This is a genomic window from Mucilaginibacter sp. (assembly GCF_025362475.1).
Taxonomy (GTDB): domain Bacteria; phylum Bacteroidota; class Bacteroidia; order Sphingobacteriales; family Sphingobacteriaceae; genus Mucilaginibacter.
Map to the genome: position 1 here is coordinate 59,242 of NZ_JANYGH010000014.1, position 21,739 is coordinate 80,980.

Annotated in this window: 18 protein-coding genes; 13 read left to right on the top strand and 5 right to left on the bottom strand. The window is 41.6% G+C overall.

The genetic code is table 11. The features are described 5' to 3' along the window. Positions 1-130: 130 nt before the first annotated feature. The 3 genes from Q0R88_RS05465 (at position 131) to Q0R88_RS05475 (ending at position 3,782) form a co-directional block, all read left to right on the top strand. Positions 131-1,567, top strand: coding sequence for an amino acid permease (locus tag Q0R88_RS05465; protein WP_295713360.1), 1,437 nt, complete (start codon positions 131-133; stop codon positions 1,565-1,567). Continuing rightward, positions 1,545-2,951 carry a D-alanyl-D-alanine carboxypeptidase/D-alanyl-D-alanine-endopeptidase gene (gene dacB / locus Q0R88_RS05470; protein ID WP_295713363.1) on the top strand — a complete coding sequence of 469 codons (1,407 nt, stop codon included), beginning with the start codon at positions 1,545-1,547 and terminating at the stop codon, positions 2,949-2,951. The genes Q0R88_RS05465 and dacB overlap by 23 nt, the downstream gene beginning before the upstream one ends. A 132-nt stretch (positions 2,952-3,083) precedes the next feature. After that, entirely contained in the window at positions 3,084-3,782 is a 699-nt protein-coding gene (locus Q0R88_RS05475; protein ID WP_295713366.1) for a hypothetical protein, read from the top strand. 95 nt (positions 3,783-3,877) lie between these two features. On the opposite strand, the gene Q0R88_RS05480 is transcribed toward Q0R88_RS05475, so the two are convergent. Next, on the bottom strand, positions 3,878-4,594 hold the full coding sequence (locus Q0R88_RS05480; protein WP_295713369.1) for a LytTR family DNA-binding domain-containing protein: 717 nt from the start codon (positions 4,592-4,594) through the stop codon (positions 3,878-3,880). 467 nt (positions 4,595-5,061) lie between these two features. Between Q0R88_RS05480 and Q0R88_RS05485 the strand changes: the two genes are divergently transcribed. Continuing rightward, positions 5,062-5,556 carry a hypothetical protein gene (locus tag Q0R88_RS05485; protein WP_295713371.1) on the top strand — a complete coding sequence of 165 codons (495 nt, stop codon included), beginning with the start codon at positions 5,062-5,064 and terminating at the stop codon, positions 5,554-5,556. A gap of 240 nt (positions 5,557-5,796) precedes the next feature. On the opposite strand, the gene Q0R88_RS05490 is transcribed toward Q0R88_RS05485, so the two are convergent. Together Q0R88_RS05490 and namA are read right to left on the bottom strand one after the other, a co-directional pair. Beyond that, positions 5,797-6,216, bottom strand: a complete 420-nt coding sequence (locus tag Q0R88_RS05490) for an OsmC family peroxiredoxin (RefSeq protein ID WP_295713374.1) — start codon at positions 6,214-6,216, stop codon at positions 5,797-5,799. A 104-nt stretch (positions 6,217-6,320) separates the two neighbouring features. Further along, entirely contained in the window at positions 6,321-7,388 is a 1,068-nt protein-coding gene (gene namA / locus Q0R88_RS05495) for an NADPH dehydrogenase NamA (RefSeq protein WP_295713377.1), read from the bottom strand. 194 nt (positions 7,389-7,582) lie between these two features. Between namA and Q0R88_RS05500 the strand changes: the two genes are divergently transcribed. Further along, positions 7,583-8,293, top strand: coding sequence for a dienelactone hydrolase family protein (locus tag Q0R88_RS05500; RefSeq protein WP_295713380.1), 711 nt, complete (start codon positions 7,583-7,585; stop codon positions 8,291-8,293). 39 nt (positions 8,294-8,332) lie between these two features. Here the strand turns inward: Q0R88_RS05500 and Q0R88_RS05505 are convergent, their stop codons facing one another. Both Q0R88_RS05505 and Q0R88_RS05510 read right to left on the bottom strand, forming a co-directional pair. Further along, on the bottom strand, positions 8,333-10,753 hold the full coding sequence (locus tag Q0R88_RS05505) for an outer membrane beta-barrel protein (RefSeq protein ID WP_295713382.1): 2,421 nt from the start codon (positions 10,751-10,753) through the stop codon (positions 8,333-8,335). An 86-nt stretch (positions 10,754-10,839) separates the two neighbouring features. Then, entirely contained in the window at positions 10,840-11,259 is a 420-nt protein-coding gene (locus Q0R88_RS05510; protein ID WP_295713385.1) for a hypothetical protein, read from the bottom strand. A 145-nt stretch (positions 11,260-11,404) separates the two neighbouring features. On the opposite strand from Q0R88_RS05510, the gene Q0R88_RS05515 reads away from it, so the two are divergent. The 8 genes from Q0R88_RS05515 (at position 11,405) to Q0R88_RS05550 (ending at position 21,647) form a co-directional block, all read left to right on the top strand. Then, a complete protein-coding gene (locus tag Q0R88_RS05515) occupies positions 11,405-12,595 on the top strand; it encodes a cation:proton antiporter (RefSeq protein WP_295713387.1) in 1,191 nt (396 codons plus the stop codon). Positions 12,596-12,771: 176 nt separating this feature from the next. Further along, a complete protein-coding gene (locus Q0R88_RS05520) occupies positions 12,772-13,626 on the top strand; it encodes a methylated-DNA--[protein]-cysteine S-methyltransferase (protein WP_295713454.1) in 855 nt (284 codons plus the stop codon). 6 nt (positions 13,627-13,632) lie between these two features. After that, positions 13,633-14,340, top strand: a complete 708-nt coding sequence (locus Q0R88_RS05525; protein ID WP_295713390.1) for a 2OG-Fe(II) oxygenase — start codon at positions 13,633-13,635, stop codon at positions 14,338-14,340. After that, complete coding sequence (locus tag Q0R88_RS05530; protein WP_295713393.1) at positions 14,337-14,528, top strand: hypothetical protein; 192 nt, start codon at positions 14,337-14,339, stop codon at positions 14,526-14,528. Before Q0R88_RS05525 ends, Q0R88_RS05530 begins: the two co-directional genes overlap by 4 nt. Before the next feature lie 177 nt (positions 14,529-14,705). After that, entirely contained in the window at positions 14,706-15,260 is a 555-nt protein-coding gene (locus Q0R88_RS05535) for an RNA polymerase sigma-70 factor (protein ID WP_295713397.1), read from the top strand. A gap of 97 nt (positions 15,261-15,357) precedes the next feature. Further along, the gene (locus Q0R88_RS05540) at positions 15,358-16,518 is read left to right on the top strand and encodes a FecR family protein (protein WP_295713400.1); all 1,161 of its coding nucleotides are present in this window, start codon (positions 15,358-15,360) and stop codon (positions 16,516-16,518) included. Positions 16,519-16,782: 264 nt separating this feature from the next. Beyond that, positions 16,783-20,103: a TonB-dependent receptor gene (locus Q0R88_RS05545; RefSeq protein WP_295713403.1), complete on the top strand. Its 3,321-nt coding sequence runs from the start codon at positions 16,783-16,785 to the stop codon at positions 20,101-20,103. A 50-nt stretch (positions 20,104-20,153) separates the two neighbouring features. Continuing rightward, positions 20,154-21,647 (top strand): RagB/SusD family nutrient uptake outer membrane protein, encoded by a 1,494-nt coding sequence (locus Q0R88_RS05550; protein ID WP_295713406.1) that lies wholly within the window; start codon positions 20,154-20,156, stop codon positions 21,645-21,647. Positions 21,648-21,739 lie beyond the last annotated feature (92 nt).

Consider the following 21,739-nt stretch of genomic DNA (forward strand, 5'->3'; position numbering starts at 1 on the left):
TAGTACTTTTTGGTGTTAAGTATAACAGGTGTAATTGGTGGTTGCAAAATAGTGATTTTATTTTCTTTACAATAGCCTGTCAATATTAAAGTTTTTGAATAGTTTAGGACTTTAAACCCTAAAACAATTTATGGCAAAAGATCCCGGACAACCCAAAATGAAACATGAACTGAGCCTGCTGGATGGTACCATGCTGGTATCAGGCTCCATGATAGGTTCAGGTATATTTATAGTTAGTGCAGATATTATACGCAATGTTGGCTCAGCAGGCTGGCTTATAGCAATTTGGGTTATCACCGGCTTTATGACTTTAACCGCTGCCTTAAGTTATGGCGAGCTTAGCGGTATGTACCCCAAAGCAGGCGGGCAGTACGTTTATTTAAAGGAAGCCTATAATAAACTCATTGCTTTTTTATACGGATGGAGTTTTTTCGCGGTGATCCAAACCGGAACTATTGCTGCCGTAGGTGTGGCTTTCTCAAAATTTACGGCTTATTTGATCCCTGCTTTTAGCGAGGATAATATTCTATTCAATTTAGGCTCTATCAAAATCAGCGCCGCACAGGTAGTATCCATCATACTGATCATCATCCTCACATTCATAAATACCCGTGGTGTAAAAGGTGGCAAGCTGATACAAACAACTTTTACTATGACCAAACTCATCAGCCTTTTTGGTTTGATAGGTTTTGGATTTTTGGCATTTAAAGGAGATATCTGGACAGCCAACTGGACAAATGCCTGGGATTTGCACAACCTCAACAAGGATGGCACCATCACTCAATTAACCGTAGGTACTGCTTTGGGCGCTGTGGCTGCGGCTATGGTAGGCTCTATTTTTAGCAGTGATGCCTGGAATAGCGTAACCTTTGTGGCCGGCGAAATGAAGAACCCTAAACGTGATGTGGCGCTAAGCATGATGTTTGGTACCATCATTGTTACATTGATTTATGTACTGGCCAACGTGGTTTACACTGGTGTGCTTTCGCTGCATGAAATTTCTGTGGCCGATAAGGATAGGGTAGCTGTAGCAGCATCGCATGTTATTTTTGGTAATGTAGGCACCTACATCATTGCAGTTATGATTATGATATCAACCTTTGGCTGCAACAACGGCTTAATATTATCAGGCGCAAGGGTTTATTATACCATGGCTAAGGATGGTGTGTTTTTTAAACGTACCGGCACGCTCAATAAATTTGCGGTTCCGGAATTTGGCTTATGGATTCAGGCCTTAGTTGCATCAGTGCTTTGCTTAAGCGGCCGTTATGGCGATCTGCTGGATATGATATCTTTGGTAGTTGTTATATTTTATGTACTTACTATTGTAGGTATCTATATTTTAAGGGCTAAACTACCTAACACCGAACGCCCTTACAAAGCTTTTGGCTATCCTGTATTGCCTGCCATTTACATTTTAATGGGTATAGCATTTTGTATTTTATTGCTGGTTTACAAAAGTACTTATTCGGTATTTGGTTTAGGGATCGTGTTGATAGGTATCCCAATATATTATATATCGCAAAGGAACGTTAAGCATGAGGATGAAGCGGTTATTAATAGTTAGTTTATTTATTTTAAGCGGAAGGGTTTACGCCCAGGATCTTCAGCAAAAATTAGCGACAGCTTTTAACAGGTTACAGGCCGATAGCCAGTGTACTTATGCATCGCTGTCATTAACCGTTATTGATGCTAAGACCGGCGAACAGGTGTTTGCCGCTAATCCCAACATGGGTTTGGCTACGGCATCAACTCTTAAAACCATTACCAGCATTACCGCTTTTAACGTTTTGGGTGCCGATTTCAGGTACCAAACCCAGTTGGGTTACAGTGGAGAGATCACCACCGATGGTACCCTCAACGGCGATGTCATCATCAAAGGTGCCGGCGACCCAACCCTGGGCAGCTGGCGTTACGAGCAAACCAAAGAAGCGCACGTATTGGCTTTAATGACCGACGCCCTGAAAACCGCAGGCATCAAAAAAATAAACGGACGAATTATTGGCGATGACAGTATCTTCGGCACACAATCAATCCCCGAAGGTTGGATCTGGCAGGATATAGGCAACTATTATGGTGCCGGAACATCGGGCCTTTGCTGGCGCGAAAATCAGTTTGATATTAAATTGCGCACAGGTATTGCCGGTAACCTGATTGGCATCTCGCACACCGTACCCAACATTTCGTACCTTACCTTTAAAAGCGAATTGCTGAATGGTTCGGCAGGGAGTGGGGATAACGCCTATGCCTTTTTACCGGTTGGCAGCAAAGTAATGTACTTGCGGGGGAGCTACGCTACAGACCAGGAGAAAAAAAGTATCTCGACCGCCCTGCCAGATGCTGCCTATGATGCCGCCCTGCGTTTGGCAGATACACTGAAAAAATTAGGTATCACCATAAGCAATGATCCTGAATCTGTTACAACGCTAACCGCTAAAGGATTACAGGCTCCGCTGATTTCGAAAAACCTGGCAACCATTCAGTCGCCGCCATTGAGTAAGATCATTTACTGGCTCAACCAAAAAAGTATAAACCTGTATGCCGAGCAATTACTTAAAACCATTGCCTGGAAGCAGGGCAAAAAGCCAACTACAACTAATGGTGCAGAGGAAGTCAGAAAATTTTGGCAGGCACGCGGCATCGACCCAAACAGCATCAATACCTATGATGGCAGCGGCCTATCGCCCGGAGATAGGGTAACTACCAATACACTGGCTAAAATTCTGCAATCTGCCAAAAAGGAAAGTTGGTTTAATGATCTGTACGAGAGCCTCCCCGTTTACAACAATATGAAAATGAAAAGCGGCAGCATCAACAGCGTGCTTTGCTATGCCGGTTACCAAACCCACAACGGGCGCGAGCTTTGCTTTTCTATCATGGTTAACAACTACAATGGATCTGGCAGGGGGATTAAGGAGAAAATGTTCAGGGTTTTGGATGTGTTGAAGTAGGGGTTTAATAAAAGTATGTTATTGCTTAGTACCAACTTGTGTTTGTGCCTCGTTTTGCACAAACATCGGCTTTGTGTATCAGATGCGATTCGTCATAATATTATACTAATTTTGTTATCTGCAACCTAATCCATGAAGATATTAACCTTAACTCCACGTAAACCAATAATCTATCCCCCGGGGATGATAAGTTTGTTTTTGTTGCCAATGTTTTGCCTGCTGTACTTGAAACAGCATAAGGCATTTGAGGGTCAAAGTTGGATGAATGTGGCTATGTGGAGCGCTGATTTTGACAAAATGCTTCCCGAAAAATATCAACATAAATTTCCTGCAAGTAGAAATTATCTCGATATCAACTTAGATGGGAATGATGTAAACGACAAAATACGGCTCGATTTTGCGAGGCTCGAAGTAAGAAGGATATTAGCTACCGGTGATACAATAAAAGGGGTGGACTTTCATTTTGGTAAAACTGCCCGGTATTGGACTTTTATTAATTCGCTTGATATTCTTGGAACAGAAAATGCGCAGATGTATGGGCCTTATAAGGATGATATTTATTTTTGGTATAAAAAACCTCAGATTTATCCGAAGTCGAAGTATGGAGGGTTTCTAGCAAACGATATTATGATTCTACCACTAACGTCAGATGAGGTAAGCCAACGTCTATGGAATGGAAGAATAGCGTTTCTTAACAAAGCATTAAAAGACTTTTGGGCACCCGGAATCGTATTTTTAATGATGCTGTTTTTTGCTATGAGAAAGCTTGTAGTAAACAACAGATTATACTCAACTCGTATTTCTCCTAATAAGTTAGTTAATATGGAATAAATAGTGCTTTTGCCAGTACTTATTATGTAAGACGATATTTCTATCCCTACAAATTCCTGTTTGTTTTAGAGTATCAGTTTAATAACAGGGCTATTTTATGCCAAAACCTTACTCTTCTTCGATAATCTTTTCCATTGCCCCACATATTGTCTTCCTATTGGTATTTCGATTTTACCAATTTCAACATCGTAATTGGTAAAGGCAGTAATTCTGCTGACCGCGACAATAAAAGACCGATGGACCCGGGCAAATAAATTATGCGGTAACTTTGCTTCCAATGCTGTTAAAGAATACTTAACTACTAAAGGTGCATTAAGCTGCCTGTATATCTTAATGTAATTTTTAGCGCTCTCTATGTAAATAATTTCGTCCAAAAAAATCTTAACTGTTTTTCTGTTTGCTTTAAGATACAAGCATTCGCGTTCTACATGGATATTCAGTCCTTCTTCAGGAGAAATGCCGGCCTCGATGACCTTATTAACAGCTTTAAAAAAACGCTCCAGGCTTATTGGCTTTAGTAAAAAATCCACCGCATTTAAATCAAAAGCTTCGGCAGCAAATTCTTTATAAGCAGTTATAAAAATTACTTTGGGGGGATTTTGTAGACTTCTTAGAAAGCTAATGCCCGATAATTCAGGCATCTGTATATCCAGAAAGAGTAAATCTATCTTTTCTGTTTTCATGGTCTCCATTGCCTGTAAGGCGCTGTTGCACACAGCTACAACTTCAAGCTGCTCTACCATGTCGGTCCATTTTTTAATTATCATTAAAATAATTGGATCATCATCTACGATTAAACATCTCCACCGCATATTTTAATCAGTTTATTTTATTTACTTATTGTATATGCATACAAGGAGTAAATAAAAATAGGCAGTATTTAAACTATTGCAAAAGTTAAAATAGGCTCTTCAAAGATGTTCTCATTATTATTTTTCGTGTTGATGTATTTGTATTTAATAAGAATAGAAATTAAAAAAAAGAGAACCCGCTTAACTTAAAATAAACACAGTTGTATCAATCACTTATATGACGCATCAACTGATAAATAGTTACAGAATGTCTTTGATTTTAGACAAATAACTAAAAAGTAAAGCCAACAACCCATTTCGATGGATAAACTGTGATTACCAATTAATAACGTATTCAATCCACATAATCTTGTCGTATAAATCCAGATTTCCGGCATCTATACACACTATTATTTAACCCATCAAATGTGATTTAGTTTTGCGTTTGATGTAAAATCTTTTTATTAAAAATTAAAATATAAGACACCATGAAAAAATTAATTATTCCCTTTTTGTTAAGCGGATTAATATTAGCAATAGGGGTCAACACTGCGTCTGCGCAGGTCCAACTGAAAGAAGTTACTATTTCGGGTGGAGCAACCAGAGTTGAGGTATCAAAAAAGGTCTCAGACTCGTTCGCCAGCTTATTTAAAGGCGCTGAAGCACCTAAATGGTTTCAGTCTAATAAAAATTATGTGGTTAGGTTTATTCTGAATAACCAGTCAAACAAGGCGGAATTTACAAAAAAAGGCAATTTAGTGTATCATATGGCTTTTGGGAACGAAAATCAGATGCCTGCTGATATCAGAACTATTGTAAAAAGTAAATATTTCGATTATAAAATTAACTCCACTGTTAAAGTAGATTTTGAAGAAAAGAGTGCTTGGATTGTTAATATTGAAGATGGCAAGCAGTTTTATGTGCTGAGAGTAATAGATGGTGTTATGGATGTCTTAGACAAAATTAATAAAGAAAAAGCATGAGGTCAGGAAAGTTGATTCAATGAACTGACATTTTAAACGGTTTGTAACAAGCGGCGAAAGACTTACGAAGTAATTTAAAACTTCGTAAGTTTTGGATTGAAATGAGGTTTTAAAAGGTTTGTCATCCAGAACGAAGTGAAGGAACTATTCGCCGATTTACAGGGCGAAGAAGCATGGCGCATAATAGATCCTTCACTCCGTTCAGGCTGACAAAAAGTTTTTTTTTACAAGTGATATTACTTACGCGTAAGTAACACTCAAGGTAATAGGCACACTTAGTGCTTTTGAAATGATGCAATTAGCTTTTGCGCCTTCGGCAATGCCTTTGAATGTAGCTTCGTCAACACCGTCAATAACCGCTCCGTTAAGCTCCAGAAGGATGCCGGTAACGCTTAGCGCTTGCATGTCCAGGTCAAGGATGGCGTTAGTTGTCAGGTCGCCTGGGGTGAAGCCGGCTTGTGTAAGAGCTGCACTAACTGCCATAGTAAAGCAACCTGCATGAGCTGCAGCTAAAAGTTCTTCGGGGTTGGTGCCAATGCCATCGGCAAAACGGGTTTTAAATGAATAGTTGGTTTTGTTAAGCACGGTGCTTTGAGTGGTGATCTCTCCGGTACCGGCTTGTAAAGTGCCATTCCAATGGGCGTTTGCTGTACGTTTCATAGTTTGTGGTTTTTGTTGTTTATGGTTTTTGTTGTGTTATTGATTATTGTCAAAGCAATCAAAAAGTATTTTGTCCTTTATCTAAAAATCCTTGCTCCAAAGAATTACCATTTAGCGCGTTCATATTGAACCGGCCATTTTACCTCGTGACCCAGCTCATGCGCCGCACGCAGTGGAAAATACGGGTCGCGCAGCATTTCGCGGGCTAAAAATATGAGGTCGGCTTCACCTTCTCTTATAATTTCATCAGCCTGGTGCGATTTGGTTATTAAACCTACAGCACCTGTAAGTATACCACTTTCTTTTCTAAGTTTCTCTGCAAATTCAACCTGATAACCTGGTTTTAACGCTATCTTAACACCTGCAATGTTTCCGCCTGTTGAGCAGTCTACCAGGTCAACACCTTTATCCTTTAGTATTTTGGCCAGTGCCACAGAGTCATCGGCTGTCCATGCGCCTTCTGTCCATTCTGTTGTTGAAAGGCGTACAAAGAGCGGGTTCTCTTTAGGCCAGGTTTCCTGAACACTTTCAATAACTTCCAACAAAAAGCGGATCCGGTTTTCGAAGCTGCCCCCATAGTTATCAGTACGTTTATTACTTACCGGCGATAGAAACTCGTTAATCAGGTAGCCATGAGCGCCATGCAACTCTATCACATCAAACCCTGCTTTTACCGCCCTTGCAGCAGCAGCCTTAAAATCGGCCTTTATTTTTTCAATTCCTGCTTTATCCAATTCAAGCGGTGCTTCTTCACTTTCGATAAAGGCTACCGGGCTTGGCGCGTAGGATTTCCATCCGTTCGGCTCACCGGAAGGAACCTGTTTGCCTCCGGTCCATGGTTGCTGGTGACTTGCTTTCCTGCCTGCATGAGCCAGTTGTGTACCGGCGTAAGCGCCATGCGCATGCATAAAATCGGTAATCTGTTTTAATTTTTCGATATGCTCATCCTTGTAGATCCCCAGATCTGCAAAGGTGATGCGTCCTTCGGGCGATACTGCTGCGGCTTCGGTAATAATTAAAGCGGCGCCGCCGATAGCGCGGCTGCCCAGGTGTACAAAATGCCAGTCGTTAGCAAAACCGTCTTCGCTGGAATACTCGCACATGGGTGATACCACGATGCGGTTTTTAAGTTCGATATTTTTTATTTTCAGAGGGGAGAATAGATGCGCCATAAATTGCTTTTTTACAAATATGGTAAGTAACATCCATTACAGCCTCAGTGTTTTGTAAATTATTGATGCGATGGAAAGGTGAAGGGCACAAAGAGCTGTAATAACCATAAAGCGGGAAGTTAAAGCACATTGCCCGCCTGTGGTAATTTTGTAAAATGGATTAACTTTGAATATTAAGCCAATTTGTGAATATCATGAATAATCAACAAAACTATGTAGAACTACCGGTGGCTGATGCAGGTACCATGGCTGCTTATACCGCGTTTCCTGCTGATGTTAAGCAGCCTGCTCCGGCAATCATAGTATTGCAGGAAGCATTTGGGGTGAATCATCATATCCGTAGCGTTGCGGATAGGTTTGCAAGCGAAGGCTATATTGCCATTGCGCCCGAACTTTTTCACCGTACTGCCTCTAAAGGTTTTGCAGGCGACTATGCTGATTTTAACACGGTAGTTCCGCATACTTCTAAACTAACTAATGACGGTTTTAAGGCCGATCTTGAAGCGACCTGGCAATGGTTAAGTACACAAACCAATGTAAATATCAATGCCGTGTATGCTATAGGTTATTGCATGGGCGGCAGGGTAGCGTTTATTGCCAATGCATTATTGCCATTAAAGGCGGCCGTATCTTATTATGGCGGTGGTTTAGATAAAGTTGCCTCAATGGCTGCGGATATACATGGCAAACACCTATTTTTTTGGGGAGGAAAGGATGCACACATCAAAACCGAAAATATCAAGACCATCATTAATGCGGTTGATGAGGCTGGCAAGGATTATATAAACGTAAAAATATCATACGCCGACCATGGCTTTAACTGCGATGAGCGCCCCAGCTACAACGAAGCGGCATCAAATGAAGCGTGGGCATTAACACTGGCATTTTTAAAGAATAACAGGTAAAAAGTTAAGTGTAAGAACGGAAATTTCATCCATCAAAATTTAATGGATACGATTCCGCTCTTCTTCATTACCGGTATCCCGGCTTTGGGTGCTGGTTTCGTTACCAAAGCGGTAACTGAGAGTTAGCTGTACAAACCTGTTAAGCTGAAAATTGGTAAACCTGGTATTAATGCCATTTACCGTATAGCTTACTGCTGATGCACTACTGTGGAAAGCATCATTGAGGTTTAGAGTTATATTCAGTTTCTTTTTCAGTGCAATGGCGGTAAGCCCAAGATCCAGTTTATAGTACCTTTCAGATCGGCCGATATGATCAACCTCCGGGAATTGGTACCAGAAATTTATAGCCGCGGCAAAAGTTTTATTGGCATTAAAATAAAGGGTGTTATTGGCGGCAATATACAAACCGTAGCCTTTGATGCTTTTGATATACGATAGGGAGGAATTAGCATCTGTATGGTAAAAAGTGACCTGGTTATTATTATCAAACCAGGAAGCAGGGTGGAGGGTTAAAGTTTCTGATAAACCAAGGCGGTAGGTTTTTATAAAGTTAAGCGGGAATGTACGCACCAGGTTGGTATCAACACTGGCAATAACTAAATTATTGAAACCATTATCCGTAATATTAAAAAATATAGAAGAGGTAAGTACGCTTTTATAAACGTGCGACAGCTCGAAATTACTGTTGTATTCCGGTTGTAAAAAGGGATTGCCCTCGCCATAGCTATAAGCTGTAAATAGTGATTTAAACGGGTTCAGGTTCCAGAAAGTAGGGCGGTTAATGCGCCTGCCAAATGTAAAGCCAAACGTGTTATTGGTATCTGCCTGGAAGGTTAGTGCTACAGACGGAAACAGTTTAAGATATTTTTTTGGGGTGGTTTGGTTCAGGGTTATCGATTGGCCTTTTGTTTCTGTGTATTCGGCCCGTAAGCCGCCCTGGTATTTCCATTTGCCCTTCTCTCTGTTGATATTGACATAAGCGGCCTGTGTGTTTTCAATATACCGAAATTCGTTACTTAGGTTAGTATTGTAGCTGAGCTTATCATTGGCGTCCTTATCGTAATAAAACGCGTTGCTGTAATTATTGATAAAGTTAAGCTTGGTACCCAACGTTATTTTCGCGAACGAAGTTGGTATATCGGCATCGGCTTTAAAGGTAAATATCTTGATGTTTTGTTTGTTGGTATCGTAATATCGGGTTGTAGAGGCCGGGATGAGTTGGCCGTTGGGCAAATAGCTGTTCCCCTTAAAGTCCGATCGGTCGGTACGGTAATAATTAAAGTAATCGGCGTTGAGCAGTAACTTTGTGCCGGTAGTGTCAAACTTGATCAACGCGTGCACATTGCCCGAATTGCTGAGTGCGATGGGATGATAAGTTGCATAGGTTCTTAAAATAGAATCTAAACCGCCGGCCCTGTTGTAAATAGGATTGTTTACATTGTCAGATCCGATGTAAACTTCCCGCCCGCCCAGGTAACTGATCCCGATAGTGGTTTTTGAGCTAAGTTTATAGTCAACACCGGCTACAATATTATAGCTATGCATTTTATAATCGCCGGTATCAGTTTGCATCCAGCTTTGTTTAGGATAAAATACATCCGTTTCAAAACCTTCCAGTTCATGATCTGCAGCAATATTTAAACTTCCGTATGCCGACCACTTATTGGAGTTGTAATTAAGATTTGCGCTGCCGCCGGCCAACCACCAGTTGCTGTTTCCATAAACGGTTGCGGGGCTTTGAAACCAGCGCCTGTCATTAAACTGTACATTGCCCGAGAAGCCATGTTGGGTGGTGTGCTTGGTAGTAATATTGATGAGGCCTGCGTTCCCTTCGGCGTCATAGGCAGCTGAAGGGTTTTTGATCAGCTCGATTTTCGAAATTTGATTGGCCGACATTGACTTTAAAAAACGGACCAGGTCAGTACCTGCCATTTGGATGATCCTGTCGTTCACCATTACTTTCACCAATCCTTTGCCGGCAATGCTGATATCATCGCCGGATACTTTGATGCCGGGCACTTTGCCAATGGCCGCGAGGGCATCGCTGCCGGTTGCAGTAACACTCGCCGATACGTTGTATACCAGCTTTTCCTGATTGTTTTGGATAACCGGCTTAGTTGCGGTAATAACCACCTCGCCCAACTGCGTGTTGGAAGCTTGCAGCGCGATATTTAAAAGAGTATCGGCATTTAGGTTTAATTTATTTTCAAAGGGTTGAAAGCCTGAAAAGGATGCGCTAAGCAGGTATTGGCCAACGCTAAGCTGATCAAATTTAAACCGGCCTTCGCCGTCTGTTTGTGTCGATATTTTTTTTTGATCGGCCAGGTTTATGATGCTGACGGAGGAGAAGCTTAGCGCATGTTTTGAGGCATCATCGGTAATGGTGCCTGTAAGTTTTATTTGTGCATGCAGGTTCAATTGCAGCAATAAGCAGATAAGAAGCGTAAAAATAGATCTCAAAGCAGGGTGGGCAGGTTAAAATTAAGGTAATAATAGGAAAAGAAACAGGAAACAGAAATTCAAAATGTATTTACATAAAGAATAAATCAGGATGCCAGTTCTTCATCGTCGTCATCATCAAGCTTAAAAATCCATACACCCAATATCAGCGGGAGTGAGTAAGGTAATAGGAGCATTGATAAAACCAGGGGCGGATATGCATCTTTTGCTACAATGCATACCAGGAATGAAAGGATAGTTAACACGCTAATAATTAATGTGGTCCATCGTTTTAACAGGATGGGTTTAATGTTTTTGCTTAATTTACTGATGGTTAAAATAAGCAGAAGCCCTACCGGTAAAGTGCATAAAAATACGATGCCCATAGATAAAGGGTAAGCGACAATATATTCTCTTGTGCTGGTTGTTAAATTAAACACAATCGCGTTTGACGACATCTGCAAAGCCGGCGCAAATACCACCATAGTGAGCCATACCTTTAAACTATAAATTTGTGCCTGGTTCATTCATGAGTTTGTATAAAGTAAATATACAGTATCCCGGGTTTCGGTCAAGGCCGCAATTTTAATCCCTGTTATTTCCTCACAAACAATACTTCAATTTGAACGTTAAGGCTGATTTAGGTATTCACCCTGTTAAGCTATCCTTAATTTGACTACATACACAACCCTGATTATACTCAGCGGACTGGTAATTTTCTCCTACCTGTTTGATCTGATAGCCGGCAAAACAAAAATTCCTTCAGTTATTTTACTGTTGCTGCTCGGCATTGGCATCAGGCAGGGTGTGGACTATTTTGGACTGAAGATGTTTGATTTTAAACTGATCCTGCCAACGCTGGGAACCTTGGGGCTGATACTTATTGTGTTTGAAGGTGCGCTTGAATTAAGGTACAACAGTAACAAAAATGCCATCATCAAAAAGGCATTCTTTTCTGCATTAAGCATTTTGCTTATAAGCGCTTTTGCCATCACCTTCATTATTTACTATTTAACCAATCACAGCATTTATCTGTGTTTTGTAAATGCTATCCCGTATTGCGTGGTAAGTTCGGCAGTGGCTATCCCTTCGGCATCAAACCTCAGCAAAAGTAAAAAGGAGTTCATTATTTACGAATCCTCGTTTTCTGATATCCTTACGGTGGTTTTGTTCAACTTCATTGTACGTAACCCACATATTGATGTGGTATCCTTTGCCAAACTTGGGGGCGAACTGGCAGGTATCATATTGGTTGCCATTATATCATGCCTGTTGCTGCTTTATTTAATCGGCAGGTTAAAACACCATATCAAGTCGTTTCTTATCATCTCACTGCTGATATTGGTTTATTCGGTTGGGCAATCATACCATTTGTCGGCGCTGATTATTGTGCTGGCTTTAGGCCTGTTTCTGAATAATGCCAACCAGATCACCTTCCCTTGGTTCAAAAAGTTATTTATCTATCCAACTTTTCAGCACGATATTAAACAGCTGTTCCAGCTTTCGGCCGAAAGCGCTTTCCTGATGCGTACCTTCTTTTTTATTGTGTTTGGGTATTCTATAGATGTTTTTCAGCTACAGAATGTTACGCTGTTATTAACCGGCGGAGCTATACTGTTGTGTATTTACCTGGTGCGTTTTTTGTATATCAAACTGGTATCCAAAACCGACCTGATGCCCGAACTGGTGATAGTGCCCCGCGGGCTTATCAGCGTTTTGTTGTACTACAACCTGCCCGATAATTTGAAAATACCACAGGTGGGTACCGGTCTGCTTTTTATAGTGGTGCTGGGTACAAGTTTGATATTGAGCCTGGGGCTATTGATAACTAAACGGCAGGCAGTTGGTAAGATATCTGAATGATAATTTAAAGAGTTTTAGAGCTGCCGGAATTTTTAATTGCATAAAAATTATTGAAGTTTGCTTTGTAGCCTGTTAATAATTAACGCTGTAAATTCCTTTCAGATTATTGAGCAAGTTCCGGGTTTTATAGCGTTCCTTATCAGCCTACATTTGTGGTGTAAATAACAAATAACATGATGAGCACACAAGAAAACATTAATTATGAGCGTATTGCCGAGGCAATAAATTATATAAAACTCAACTTTAAAGCCCAGCCCAATTTGGATGAGGTTGCCGAAAAGGTAAATCTAAGTCCCTTCCATTTTCAACGCTTGTTTACCGATTGGGTAGGCATCAGCCCTAAAAAGTTTTTGCAATACCTGAGCCTGGAATATGCCAAGGGGATATTGAAGGATAAGCAGGCCACCTTGTTTGATACCGCTTATGAAACCGGACTATCAGGAACCAGCAGGTTGCATGATCTGTTTATTAACATTGAAGGCATGACCCCGGCCGAATACAAAAACGGAGGTAAAGAATTGAGCATCAATTACAGCTTTGCGCAAAGTCCGTTTGGTAATATCATTGTAGCATCAACCCCTAAAGGGATTTGTTATATGGCTTTTGCCGACGACCATGCCGATGCGCTTGATCAGTTAAAACAACACTTTCCCAATGCCACTTATACCCAGGTAGTTGACCTGGCCCAGCAGGATGCTTTATTTATCTTTAAAAAAGATTGGTCGCAATTGCCTGCTATTAAACTGCACCTTAAAGGCAGTAGTTTTCAACTGAAAGTATGGGAGGCATTGCTTAAAATACCTATGGGTGGATTATGCAGTTATGGAGATATCTCGCAAAATATACAACTCCCCAATGCCAGCAGGGCGGTGGGCAGCGCGATAGGGGCCAATCCAGTAGCATTTTTGATTCCCTGCCACAGGGTCATCCGGGCCACGGGCGAGTCGGGTCAATACCATTGGGGCTCAACCCGTAAATCGGCCATAATAGGCTGGGAAGCAGCAATGCTAAATCAACCGGTATCAATATAAATGGCTATGGAAATTAAAGAAAGAATTGACGGTTTAAACTGGGCCGATATTAAAGCCCAAATGGATAGCAAAGGATATGCATTGGTTAAAAATGTTTTAACGGCCAGTGAGTGTGGTAGCCTGGTAGCCCAATATGCTAATGAAAATTTGTACCGTAAAACCGTAGTGATGGAGCGGCACCACTACGGGCGGGGCGAGTATAAGTACTTTAAGTATCCGCTGCCGGACCTTATTCAACAATTGCGAGGAGGTATTTACCCTCACTTAGCTCCAATAGCTAATAACTGGATGGAATTATTGAATAAGGAGCTGCGTTTTGCCGGCACTTTGGATGAACTGTTGCAGCATTGCCATGAGCATGAACAATTGCGCCCTACACCGCTTATATTGCAATACTCCAAAGGCGGCTACAATGCCATGCACCAGGATTTATACGGTGAAGTATTTTTTCCAATCCAGTCGGTATTTGTGTTGGATGAACCGGGTGTGGATTATGAGGGCGGCGAATTTATTTTGCTGGAACAAAAGCCAAGAGAACAATCAAGAGCGATGGTGTTAAAGCCAGCCAAAGGTGATATGGTATTGTTCACTACCAATTACCGGCCTGCAAAGGGAAGCAAGGGATATCACCGGGTAAATATGAAACATGGCATCGGCGAAATTACCGAAGGCGAACGCCGCAGCATGGGCATTATTTTTCACGACGCTAAATGATAAAAAACCTGGCACTGGGTGATACTAATTTTTCAAGAAGCAGGAGGCTAAAATACCTGCTTGATACCGGCGAAATTCAATTGGCGGGTAATGCCAAACTCAAAATATATGGTACACTCGGTTGTGGCTCCGGTAAAAGGATGAAGGCCAAAAACCGGGTGTTTTTTTATCAGAAACCGAGGCAATAGAAAAAAACTACCGCCCCTGTGGGCATTGTATGCGCAACGCTTATAAAAAGTGGCTTGATTTTGGTATTTAAAGGGTTGACAATGAATTGATAGTTAATTGATGATTCATTTGACGAGTAAATCGCTAATTATTTTTTTATTAAATTTAGCGCAGTGATATATTAACTCCCTTTTAGGATGGCCGATAAAATAGTCATAAGCGATGTGCAACTGATTGATCGATTAAAATCGGGCGATGATGGCGCGTTAACGGCTATTTATAAAAAATATTGGCAACAGTTATATTTATCGGCCTATCATATTTTGAAGGATGAACAGGCTTGCGAGGATATCATCCAGGAACTATTTATAAAACTTTGGGATAACAGGAGCAGCGTTCAAATATCGGTATCATTAAAAGCCTACCTATATGCGTCTATCCGTTATGAGGTGTATAGGCAGGTACGCAATAGCATGTCAACCAGCGATGTTTTTGACACGCTTTTTGATCGGCTGCAAACACCCGTTGATTATGAAAATATCGAATACAAAGAACTAATAGCCCAGGTAAGCTCGGCAGTAAATGCCCTCCCTCAAAAATGCCGCGAAGTTTATAAACTTAGCCGCGAAGAGTACCTGAGTCATAAACAAATTGCTTCACGGCTAAACATCTCCACCAAAACCGTCGAAAATCATTTGACCAAAGCACTAAAACAATTGCGTACTTCTTTAGGCTGTTTCCTGTTGTTGTAGATGGTGATTTTGTTGCCGGGGACGTAACCCATAATTTTTTTTTACTCCCAATAGGGGATGTCCCCATTTTTATACTCTCCCTATAAAAACCAGGGTTGTGCAAAAGCGAGAATTTCAACAGTTAATTGATAAGTACCTTAGCGGGGAGGCCTCTGACGAAGAAATTCAGCTATTAATGGATCTGTTTGATAGTTTTCAAACCGATGAAGATTGGGATGAACGGATACTTGGCGTAAAGCAACAACTGGAAGATAAAATGTTACAGCGTTTGCAAAGCGCTGTTCAGCAATCAAAAAAGCAAGATCAACCAAAAGTATTCAGGCTTTTTGCCTACCGGAATATTGCCGCTGCTATAGTGGTCATGTTTATCAGTGCCGGGGTTTATTACAGCTTTCAACACGCTGCTAAAAGTCCCTTAACAGCACAAAATAAAACCTCGGTTAAGCACGATGTTGATCCTGGTAAAAATAGAGCAATCCTAACCTTAGATAACGGCGACAAAGTGGTGCTCGATTCCGCAAGAATCGGCACCCTTGCCAAAAAAGGTAACATCAATATTAAAAAAACTAAAGACGGGCAGTTGATCTATACGGTTGAAAGCGACAGCAATTCACCGGAAAATGATGTTGTGAGCTATAACACCATCACCACACCCCGTGGCGGCCAGTACCAGGTAATATTGCCCGATGGCAGTAAAGTTTGGCTTAACGCGGCATCATCTCTTAAATTTCCAACCGCTTTTACAGGTAACCAGCGCCATGTTGAATTAACCGGCGAAGCTTATTTTGAGGTCAGCAAAAATCCATCAAAACCATTCACAGTAAATGTTAATACGCTTAATGTAAAAGTATTAGGCACACACTTTAATATTAATGCCTATAGCGATGAGGATGCCATAAGGACTACCCTATTGGAGGGTTCTGTACAATTAACCACCGGTACAGTAAGCAATTTGTTAAAACCAGATCAGCAGGGCATAATAAAAGGGAATAATATCCAGGTTGTTGATGTAGATGCAGAAAGATCCGTCGCCTGGAAAAATGGCATTTTTGAATTTAACCGCTCTGGCATCCAGGATATCATGAAACAGCTTTCGCGCTGGTACGATATTGAGGTAGTTTATACCGGGAAAATGCCCGATGACGAGTTTGTGGGCAAAATTGAGCGGAACGCAAAACTATCGCAGGTATTGCACATACTGGAACTTAGCCATGTCCATTTTAAAATAGAAGACAAAAAGATAATTGTATCACCTTAACCATATCGATTAATAACAATCACTTGAAATTAAATCGTTTACCTATGAAAAAAAACAGACCTCTCCATTAACACCCTACACCTACCTTACCTATAAAAAAACCGGGGGTACTGCAATACCCCCGGTTAAAATGTATGGGTCAAGTTTTTCCTGAGTTTTCTTAACAGACACATTAACCCAAAACGCAATAAAGTTATGCAATTAAACTTTAGGGGGAAAGTATTTTATGTCCCCGGTACACTAACCTCCAAGCTGTTTTTGACTATGAAGTTAACGGTTATTCTGATTTTTATTGGCTGTTTACAGCTTAGCGCTAAAAGTTATTCGCAAACTATAACGTTAAGCACAACCAATACTGCTATTGATAAAGTATTTACCGCTATTGAAAAGCAAAGCGGCTTTTACTTTTTTTACAAATACAAAGAAATTAAGCAGGCCAAACCTGTTACCCTATCATTAAAAAACGCCACACTTGATGAAGCACTGCGCATGTGCTTTAAAGACGAGCCTTTTACTTATACTATAGATAATAAAACCATCATTGTAAATAAGAAAGATGAAGAGCTGGTTGTACCTGATAAGATAACTGTAACCGGGCAGGTACTTGATAATGCCAAACAGCCTTTACCGGGTGTAAACATTACCGTTAAAGGAACTAATACCGGTGTAATAAGCGGCGGCGATGGTAAATACAGCATCCAGGTTGATGATAACGCGGTATTGGTTTTTAGGTTCGTGGGCTTTAAAAGCAGGGAAGAGCCGGTTAGCAAAAGAACCGTCATTAACATATCTCTTGAGGAAGATAACCAGCAGATGAGCGAGGTTGTGGTTGTTGGTTACGGTAACCAGGAACGGAAAGATGTTACCGGCGCCATAGGTACCGTTAAAATGGGAAACATCAAAGAGATAAAGGCCGCCAGTATTGATCTGAAGCTTGCCGGGCAGCTTGCAGGTGTTACCGTAAACCAGGTTACAGGTACCCCGGGTGGCGGTGTTTCTGTTAACATCCGTGGCGCGGGTTCTGTAGGCGCGGGTGATGATCCGCTTTATGTGGTTGACGGATTTCCAATTTCTCCCGGTTTTGACCAATATTCAAATCCCATAAGCACTATTAATCCTGATGATATTGAAAGCATCAGTGTACTTAAAGATGCTGCATCTACAGCTATATATGGGTCTCGTGGTGCAAACGGCGTTATCCTTATCACTACCAAAAGGGCCAAAAAAGGCGAATCAAGTGTTACGGTAAATACGTCAACAGGTATACAAACCATCCTCCCTAAGAGCAAGCTTAAAATGATGACAGCATCTGAATTTGCCCAATGGCGAACAGAAGCAATACAGGATGCCAACGCGGTTAATGGCACAAATAACCCCATCCCCGCCGCTTACAAAAATCCTAAATCGTTGGGTGTGGGAACCGACTGGTTTGATGCGGTAACAAGAGTTGCCCCCATGCAAAACTATGATGTCACTATTGCCAATGGTACCGAAAAAATGCGGTCGTTATTCTCTTTGGGGTTTTTTGACCAGCAGGGCACTGTGATAAACACAGCTTTTAAAAGGTATTCATTAAAGGCTAATATGGATGCCGATGTAGCCAAAAATTTTACAGTTGGCCTTAGTATAGCGCCTACCTATAGTTTAAGGAACTTACAGGAAACCGACGGCCATTTTATTTCGGGTGCTTTAAGCCAGGCCTACCTGGAAAGCCCACTCACCCCGGTAAAACAGCCCGATGGATCATATACCAATGTTGTTGGCTCGCCCGGTACATTTCAAAATGTTAACCCGGTAAGTGAGTTGGTAAATACAACCAATAATCGCAATGAATTTAGGGTGCTTTCCAATGTTTATGCCGATTGGGAAATACTTAAGGGCTTAAACTTTAAATCAACCTTTGGCGTCGACTATCAAACCAAATCACAGGATTATTTCAGGCCATCTTTTCTTGGTGGTTTCAACGTTCCCAATCGCGATGGAAACCAACAGAAGGCAGTAGGCTCTTTTACTTCAAGCAATGTTTTTAACTGGCTTAATGAAAACAGTATTAACTACAAAAAAACGTGGGGTAGCCATACTTTAACGGTATTGGGCGATTATTCTATCCAGCAGGAAAATTCCCATAATCGTTTAACCTTTGGCACCGGGTTTCCGGATGATGCTATAAGGTCGGTTAATAATGCAACTATTATTACCGCCAGCGCCACCGATGCAGAATGGCGCTTACTTTCCTTAATTGGCAGGGTGAACTACGCGTATAAGGATAAATACCTGTTAAGCGGATCTATCCGTCGTGATGGCTCATCCAGGTTTGCCCCGGGGCACAGGTGGGGTACTTTCCCTTCCGTATCTGGCGGCTGGCGTATTTCTGATGAATCATTTTTTCCTAAAACAGCAGCTATTGACCAGTTGAAGTTTACCGCCAGCTATGGTCTTGCGGGTAACAACAATGTTGGCTACTATGACTATATACCATCTGTTGATGCGGCCAACTATACATTTGGCGGCGCGCTTGCTCCCGGTGCTTCAGAAACCGACCTGATTGGAAATAAAGAACTTGGATGGGAAACCACCCGCCAGCTTGACATCGGTTTGGACCTTTCATTACTTAAAGGCCGCATTTATTTAATTGCAGAGTACTACAACCGTTTTACGCAAAAAATGCTGCAATACATCCCTATTCCTATTGTATCCGGCCATGGCTCAGCTTTAACAAACGTTGGTAATGTGCGCAACCGTGGATGGGAATTTACCTTAACCACCAAAAATATTGTTGGGCACGCGTTTAATTGGTCAACAGATCTTAACATCTCCTTTAACCGCAACAAAGTATTAAGTTTAGGCCCAAACCCGTATATATATGATGCGCCGGCCAATGATAACCCTACCAGCATCACTAAGGTAGGCTTGCCACTGGGCCAGTTTTACGGATATATTTTTGAAGGGATATTTCAGAACCAGGCCGAGCTTGATAAATACGCGCATTTTGATGGTGAGCAGGTTGGGAATATCAGGTACAAGGATATTAATAAGGATGGGGTAATTGATGGTAACGACCAAACCAATATTGGCAACCCCTGGGCACAGTTTACATTTGGTTTCAATAATCATTTTTCATACAAAAGCTTTGATATGAACATTATCTCCGCGGGTTCGGTAGGCGGGCATGTGTTTGATATGTACAAACAGTTTACCACCAACCTTGACGGTGTTTTTAATGTGGAAGAATCTGTTATTCATCGCTGGCGTTCTGCAAGCAATCCCGGCGATGGGTTGTTGCCTACAACCGTTTCAAACACCAACCTGGCCCGCGATTATTACCCATCCTACTGGGTTGAAAGCAACTCGTACTTAGCGGTTAAGAATATTGATATCGGCTACAATTTTAAAACCAGGTTCAGTAAAAATTTCAGGGTTTATTTCAGTGCGCAAAATGCCATCCTCATAACAGGTTATAAAGGCGGTAACCCCGAAGTTGGCATAGATGGACAGGATGGTAACCGCTCACTTTCACCAAATGTGAATTTTACGGGTTACCCGGTTTCTGCGGTTTATACGCTGGGGTGCAACGTAACATTTTAATTAAAATGAGAATTGAAAAGAACGATGGTGAAACCATAACAACTGAAATCATGAAAATTAACATATATGCTTTTCTTATTCTTGCAGCAATTGGTTTAGCCGGCTGTAAAAAAGATTACCTTAACCTGCAGCCAACAGGAACTCAAAATACAACCATTTTTTTTAAAACGCCCGCGCAGTTTACGCAGGCTGTAAATGGTGCTTACGCGCCTTTGCAGGGTTTATACAAGGGCAGTTTTTGGGCCATGGGCGAAATGCGGTCTGATAATACTTCCTATGAATTTGATCCTTATGATCGCTCCGGTACCAACAAAGAGGAAATAGACGAATTCAGGGAAGCGGGCAATAACGATATGGTTGGCGCTTTTTTTGAGGCCAGCTATACAGGCATTGGCCGGTGTAATGCTATTTTAAGCAGGCTGCCAGCAGCCAAACTTAATGCAGCAGTTGCAGATACCATAGCCGGGCAGGCCAGCTTTTTACGGGCCTTTAATTATTTTAATATGGTGCGTATGTTTGGCCAGGTTCCGTTGGTGCTCAATGAAGTAGAATCGGTAAGTGATGCCTTCAAGGTAGCTACCAAAGCCGATATTAATGCCGTTTATGCCGCTATTATTGCTGATGCACAGGTGGCTATTGCCAAACTACCGGTAAGATATAGTGGAGCCGCCAACAAAGGAAGGGTAACCAAGGGCACTGCAGAAACGATGCTTGCCGAAGTGTACATGACTCAAAAGAAGTTTGACCTGGCTATACCGCTGCTACGCAATATCATCACATCAAACGCTTATAGCCTGAATGCCGATTATGCCGATAACTTTGATAATACTAAAGAGAACGGTCCCGAATCGATATTTGAGATCCAGTATATTGAAGGCCCCAACGGACTGGGCAGCAATTTTATGGATACTTTTATTCCCTGGGATTATTATGACAGTGACGTAACCGGCTTCGAAATAGCCAACGGCGCGCAAAATGGCTGGAATATCCCAACGCAAGACCTTGTAAACGCTTATGAAGAGGGCGATAGCAGGAGAGATGCTTCGTTAATTGATTTTACATCTGATGAATATGGTATCGATTTACCCTTTATCAGGAAATTTCAAACCACAAGCGCTGTGCAAGGTGTAACTGGCAAAAATTTCCCGGTATACCGCTACGCTGATGTTTACCTGATGCTAGCCGAATGTTTGAATGAACAGGGTTTTGCGGGTGGCGGCGATGCATTTAAATATTTAAACCTGGTAAGGGAACGCGCCGGTTTGGAACATATGTCTGTCGGCAATGCAGATCCGGCATTAAATGTTTCCGGTCAGGATGCGTTTCGTGCAGCTATCGCGCATGAAAGGCAGGTGGAGTTAGCCTTTGAAAATCATCGCTGGTTTGATCTTTTACGCACAGGAAAGGCGGCTGCAGTAATGACAGCCCATGGCGCCAGGGAAAAGGCAGAAAAGAAGGATTCATGGACTATCAACCCGGCTGCTTACACCAACATCCGGTTGCTTTTCCAATATCCGGCAAATGAAGCAGCCTTAGAACATTAACACCTGTATTTGTGGCCTTGTGAAACTTTTACAGGGCTATATTACGTTTATATACAGGTATTGCAATTACCACATCATTTTTACTCAATTTG

Excerpts from the sequence above, each read along its gene's own strand:
- Q0R88_RS05500 (WP_295713380.1), top strand. The coding sequence starts at position 7,583 with ATGAATAATCAACAAAACTATGTAGAACTACCGGTGGCTGATGCAGGT.
- namA (WP_295713377.1), bottom strand. The coding sequence starts at position 7,388 with ATGGCGCATCTATTCTCCCCTCTGAAAATAAAAAATATCGAACTTAAA.
- Q0R88_RS05490 (WP_295713374.1), bottom strand. The coding sequence starts at position 6,216 with ATGAAACGTACAGCAAACGCCCATTGGAATGGCACTTTACAAGCCGGT.
- Q0R88_RS05530 (WP_295713393.1), top strand. The coding sequence starts at position 14,337 with ATGATAAAAAACCTGGCACTGGGTGATACTAATTTTTCAAGAAGCAGG.
- Q0R88_RS05550 (WP_295713406.1), top strand. The coding sequence starts at position 20,154 with ATGAAAATTAACATATATGCTTTTCTTATTCTTGCAGCAATTGGTTTA.
- Q0R88_RS05525 (WP_295713390.1), top strand. The coding sequence starts at position 13,633 with ATGGAAATTAAAGAAAGAATTGACGGTTTAAACTGGGCCGATATTAAA.
- Q0R88_RS05475 (WP_295713366.1), top strand. The coding sequence starts at position 3,084 with ATGAAGATATTAACCTTAACTCCACGTAAACCAATAATCTATCCCCCG.
- Q0R88_RS05480 (WP_295713369.1), bottom strand. The coding sequence starts at position 4,594 with ATGCGGTGGAGATGTTTAATCGTAGATGATGATCCAATTATTTTAATG.
- Q0R88_RS05535 (WP_295713397.1), top strand. The coding sequence starts at position 14,706 with ATGGCCGATAAAATAGTCATAAGCGATGTGCAACTGATTGATCGATTA.
- Q0R88_RS05510 (WP_295713385.1), bottom strand. The coding sequence starts at position 11,259 with ATGAACCAGGCACAAATTTATAGTTTAAAGGTATGGCTCACTATGGTG.
- Q0R88_RS05485 (WP_295713371.1), top strand. The coding sequence starts at position 5,062 with ATGAAAAAATTAATTATTCCCTTTTTGTTAAGCGGATTAATATTAGCA.
- dacB (WP_295713363.1), top strand. The coding sequence starts at position 1,545 with ATGAAGCGGTTATTAATAGTTAGTTTATTTATTTTAAGCGGAAGGGTT.
- Q0R88_RS05520 (WP_295713454.1), top strand. The coding sequence starts at position 12,772 with ATGAGCACACAAGAAAACATTAATTATGAGCGTATTGCCGAGGCAATA.
- Q0R88_RS05465 (WP_295713360.1), top strand. The coding sequence starts at position 131 with ATGGCAAAAGATCCCGGACAACCCAAAATGAAACATGAACTGAGCCTG.
- Q0R88_RS05545 (WP_295713403.1), top strand. The coding sequence starts at position 16,783 with ATGAAGTTAACGGTTATTCTGATTTTTATTGGCTGTTTACAGCTTAGC.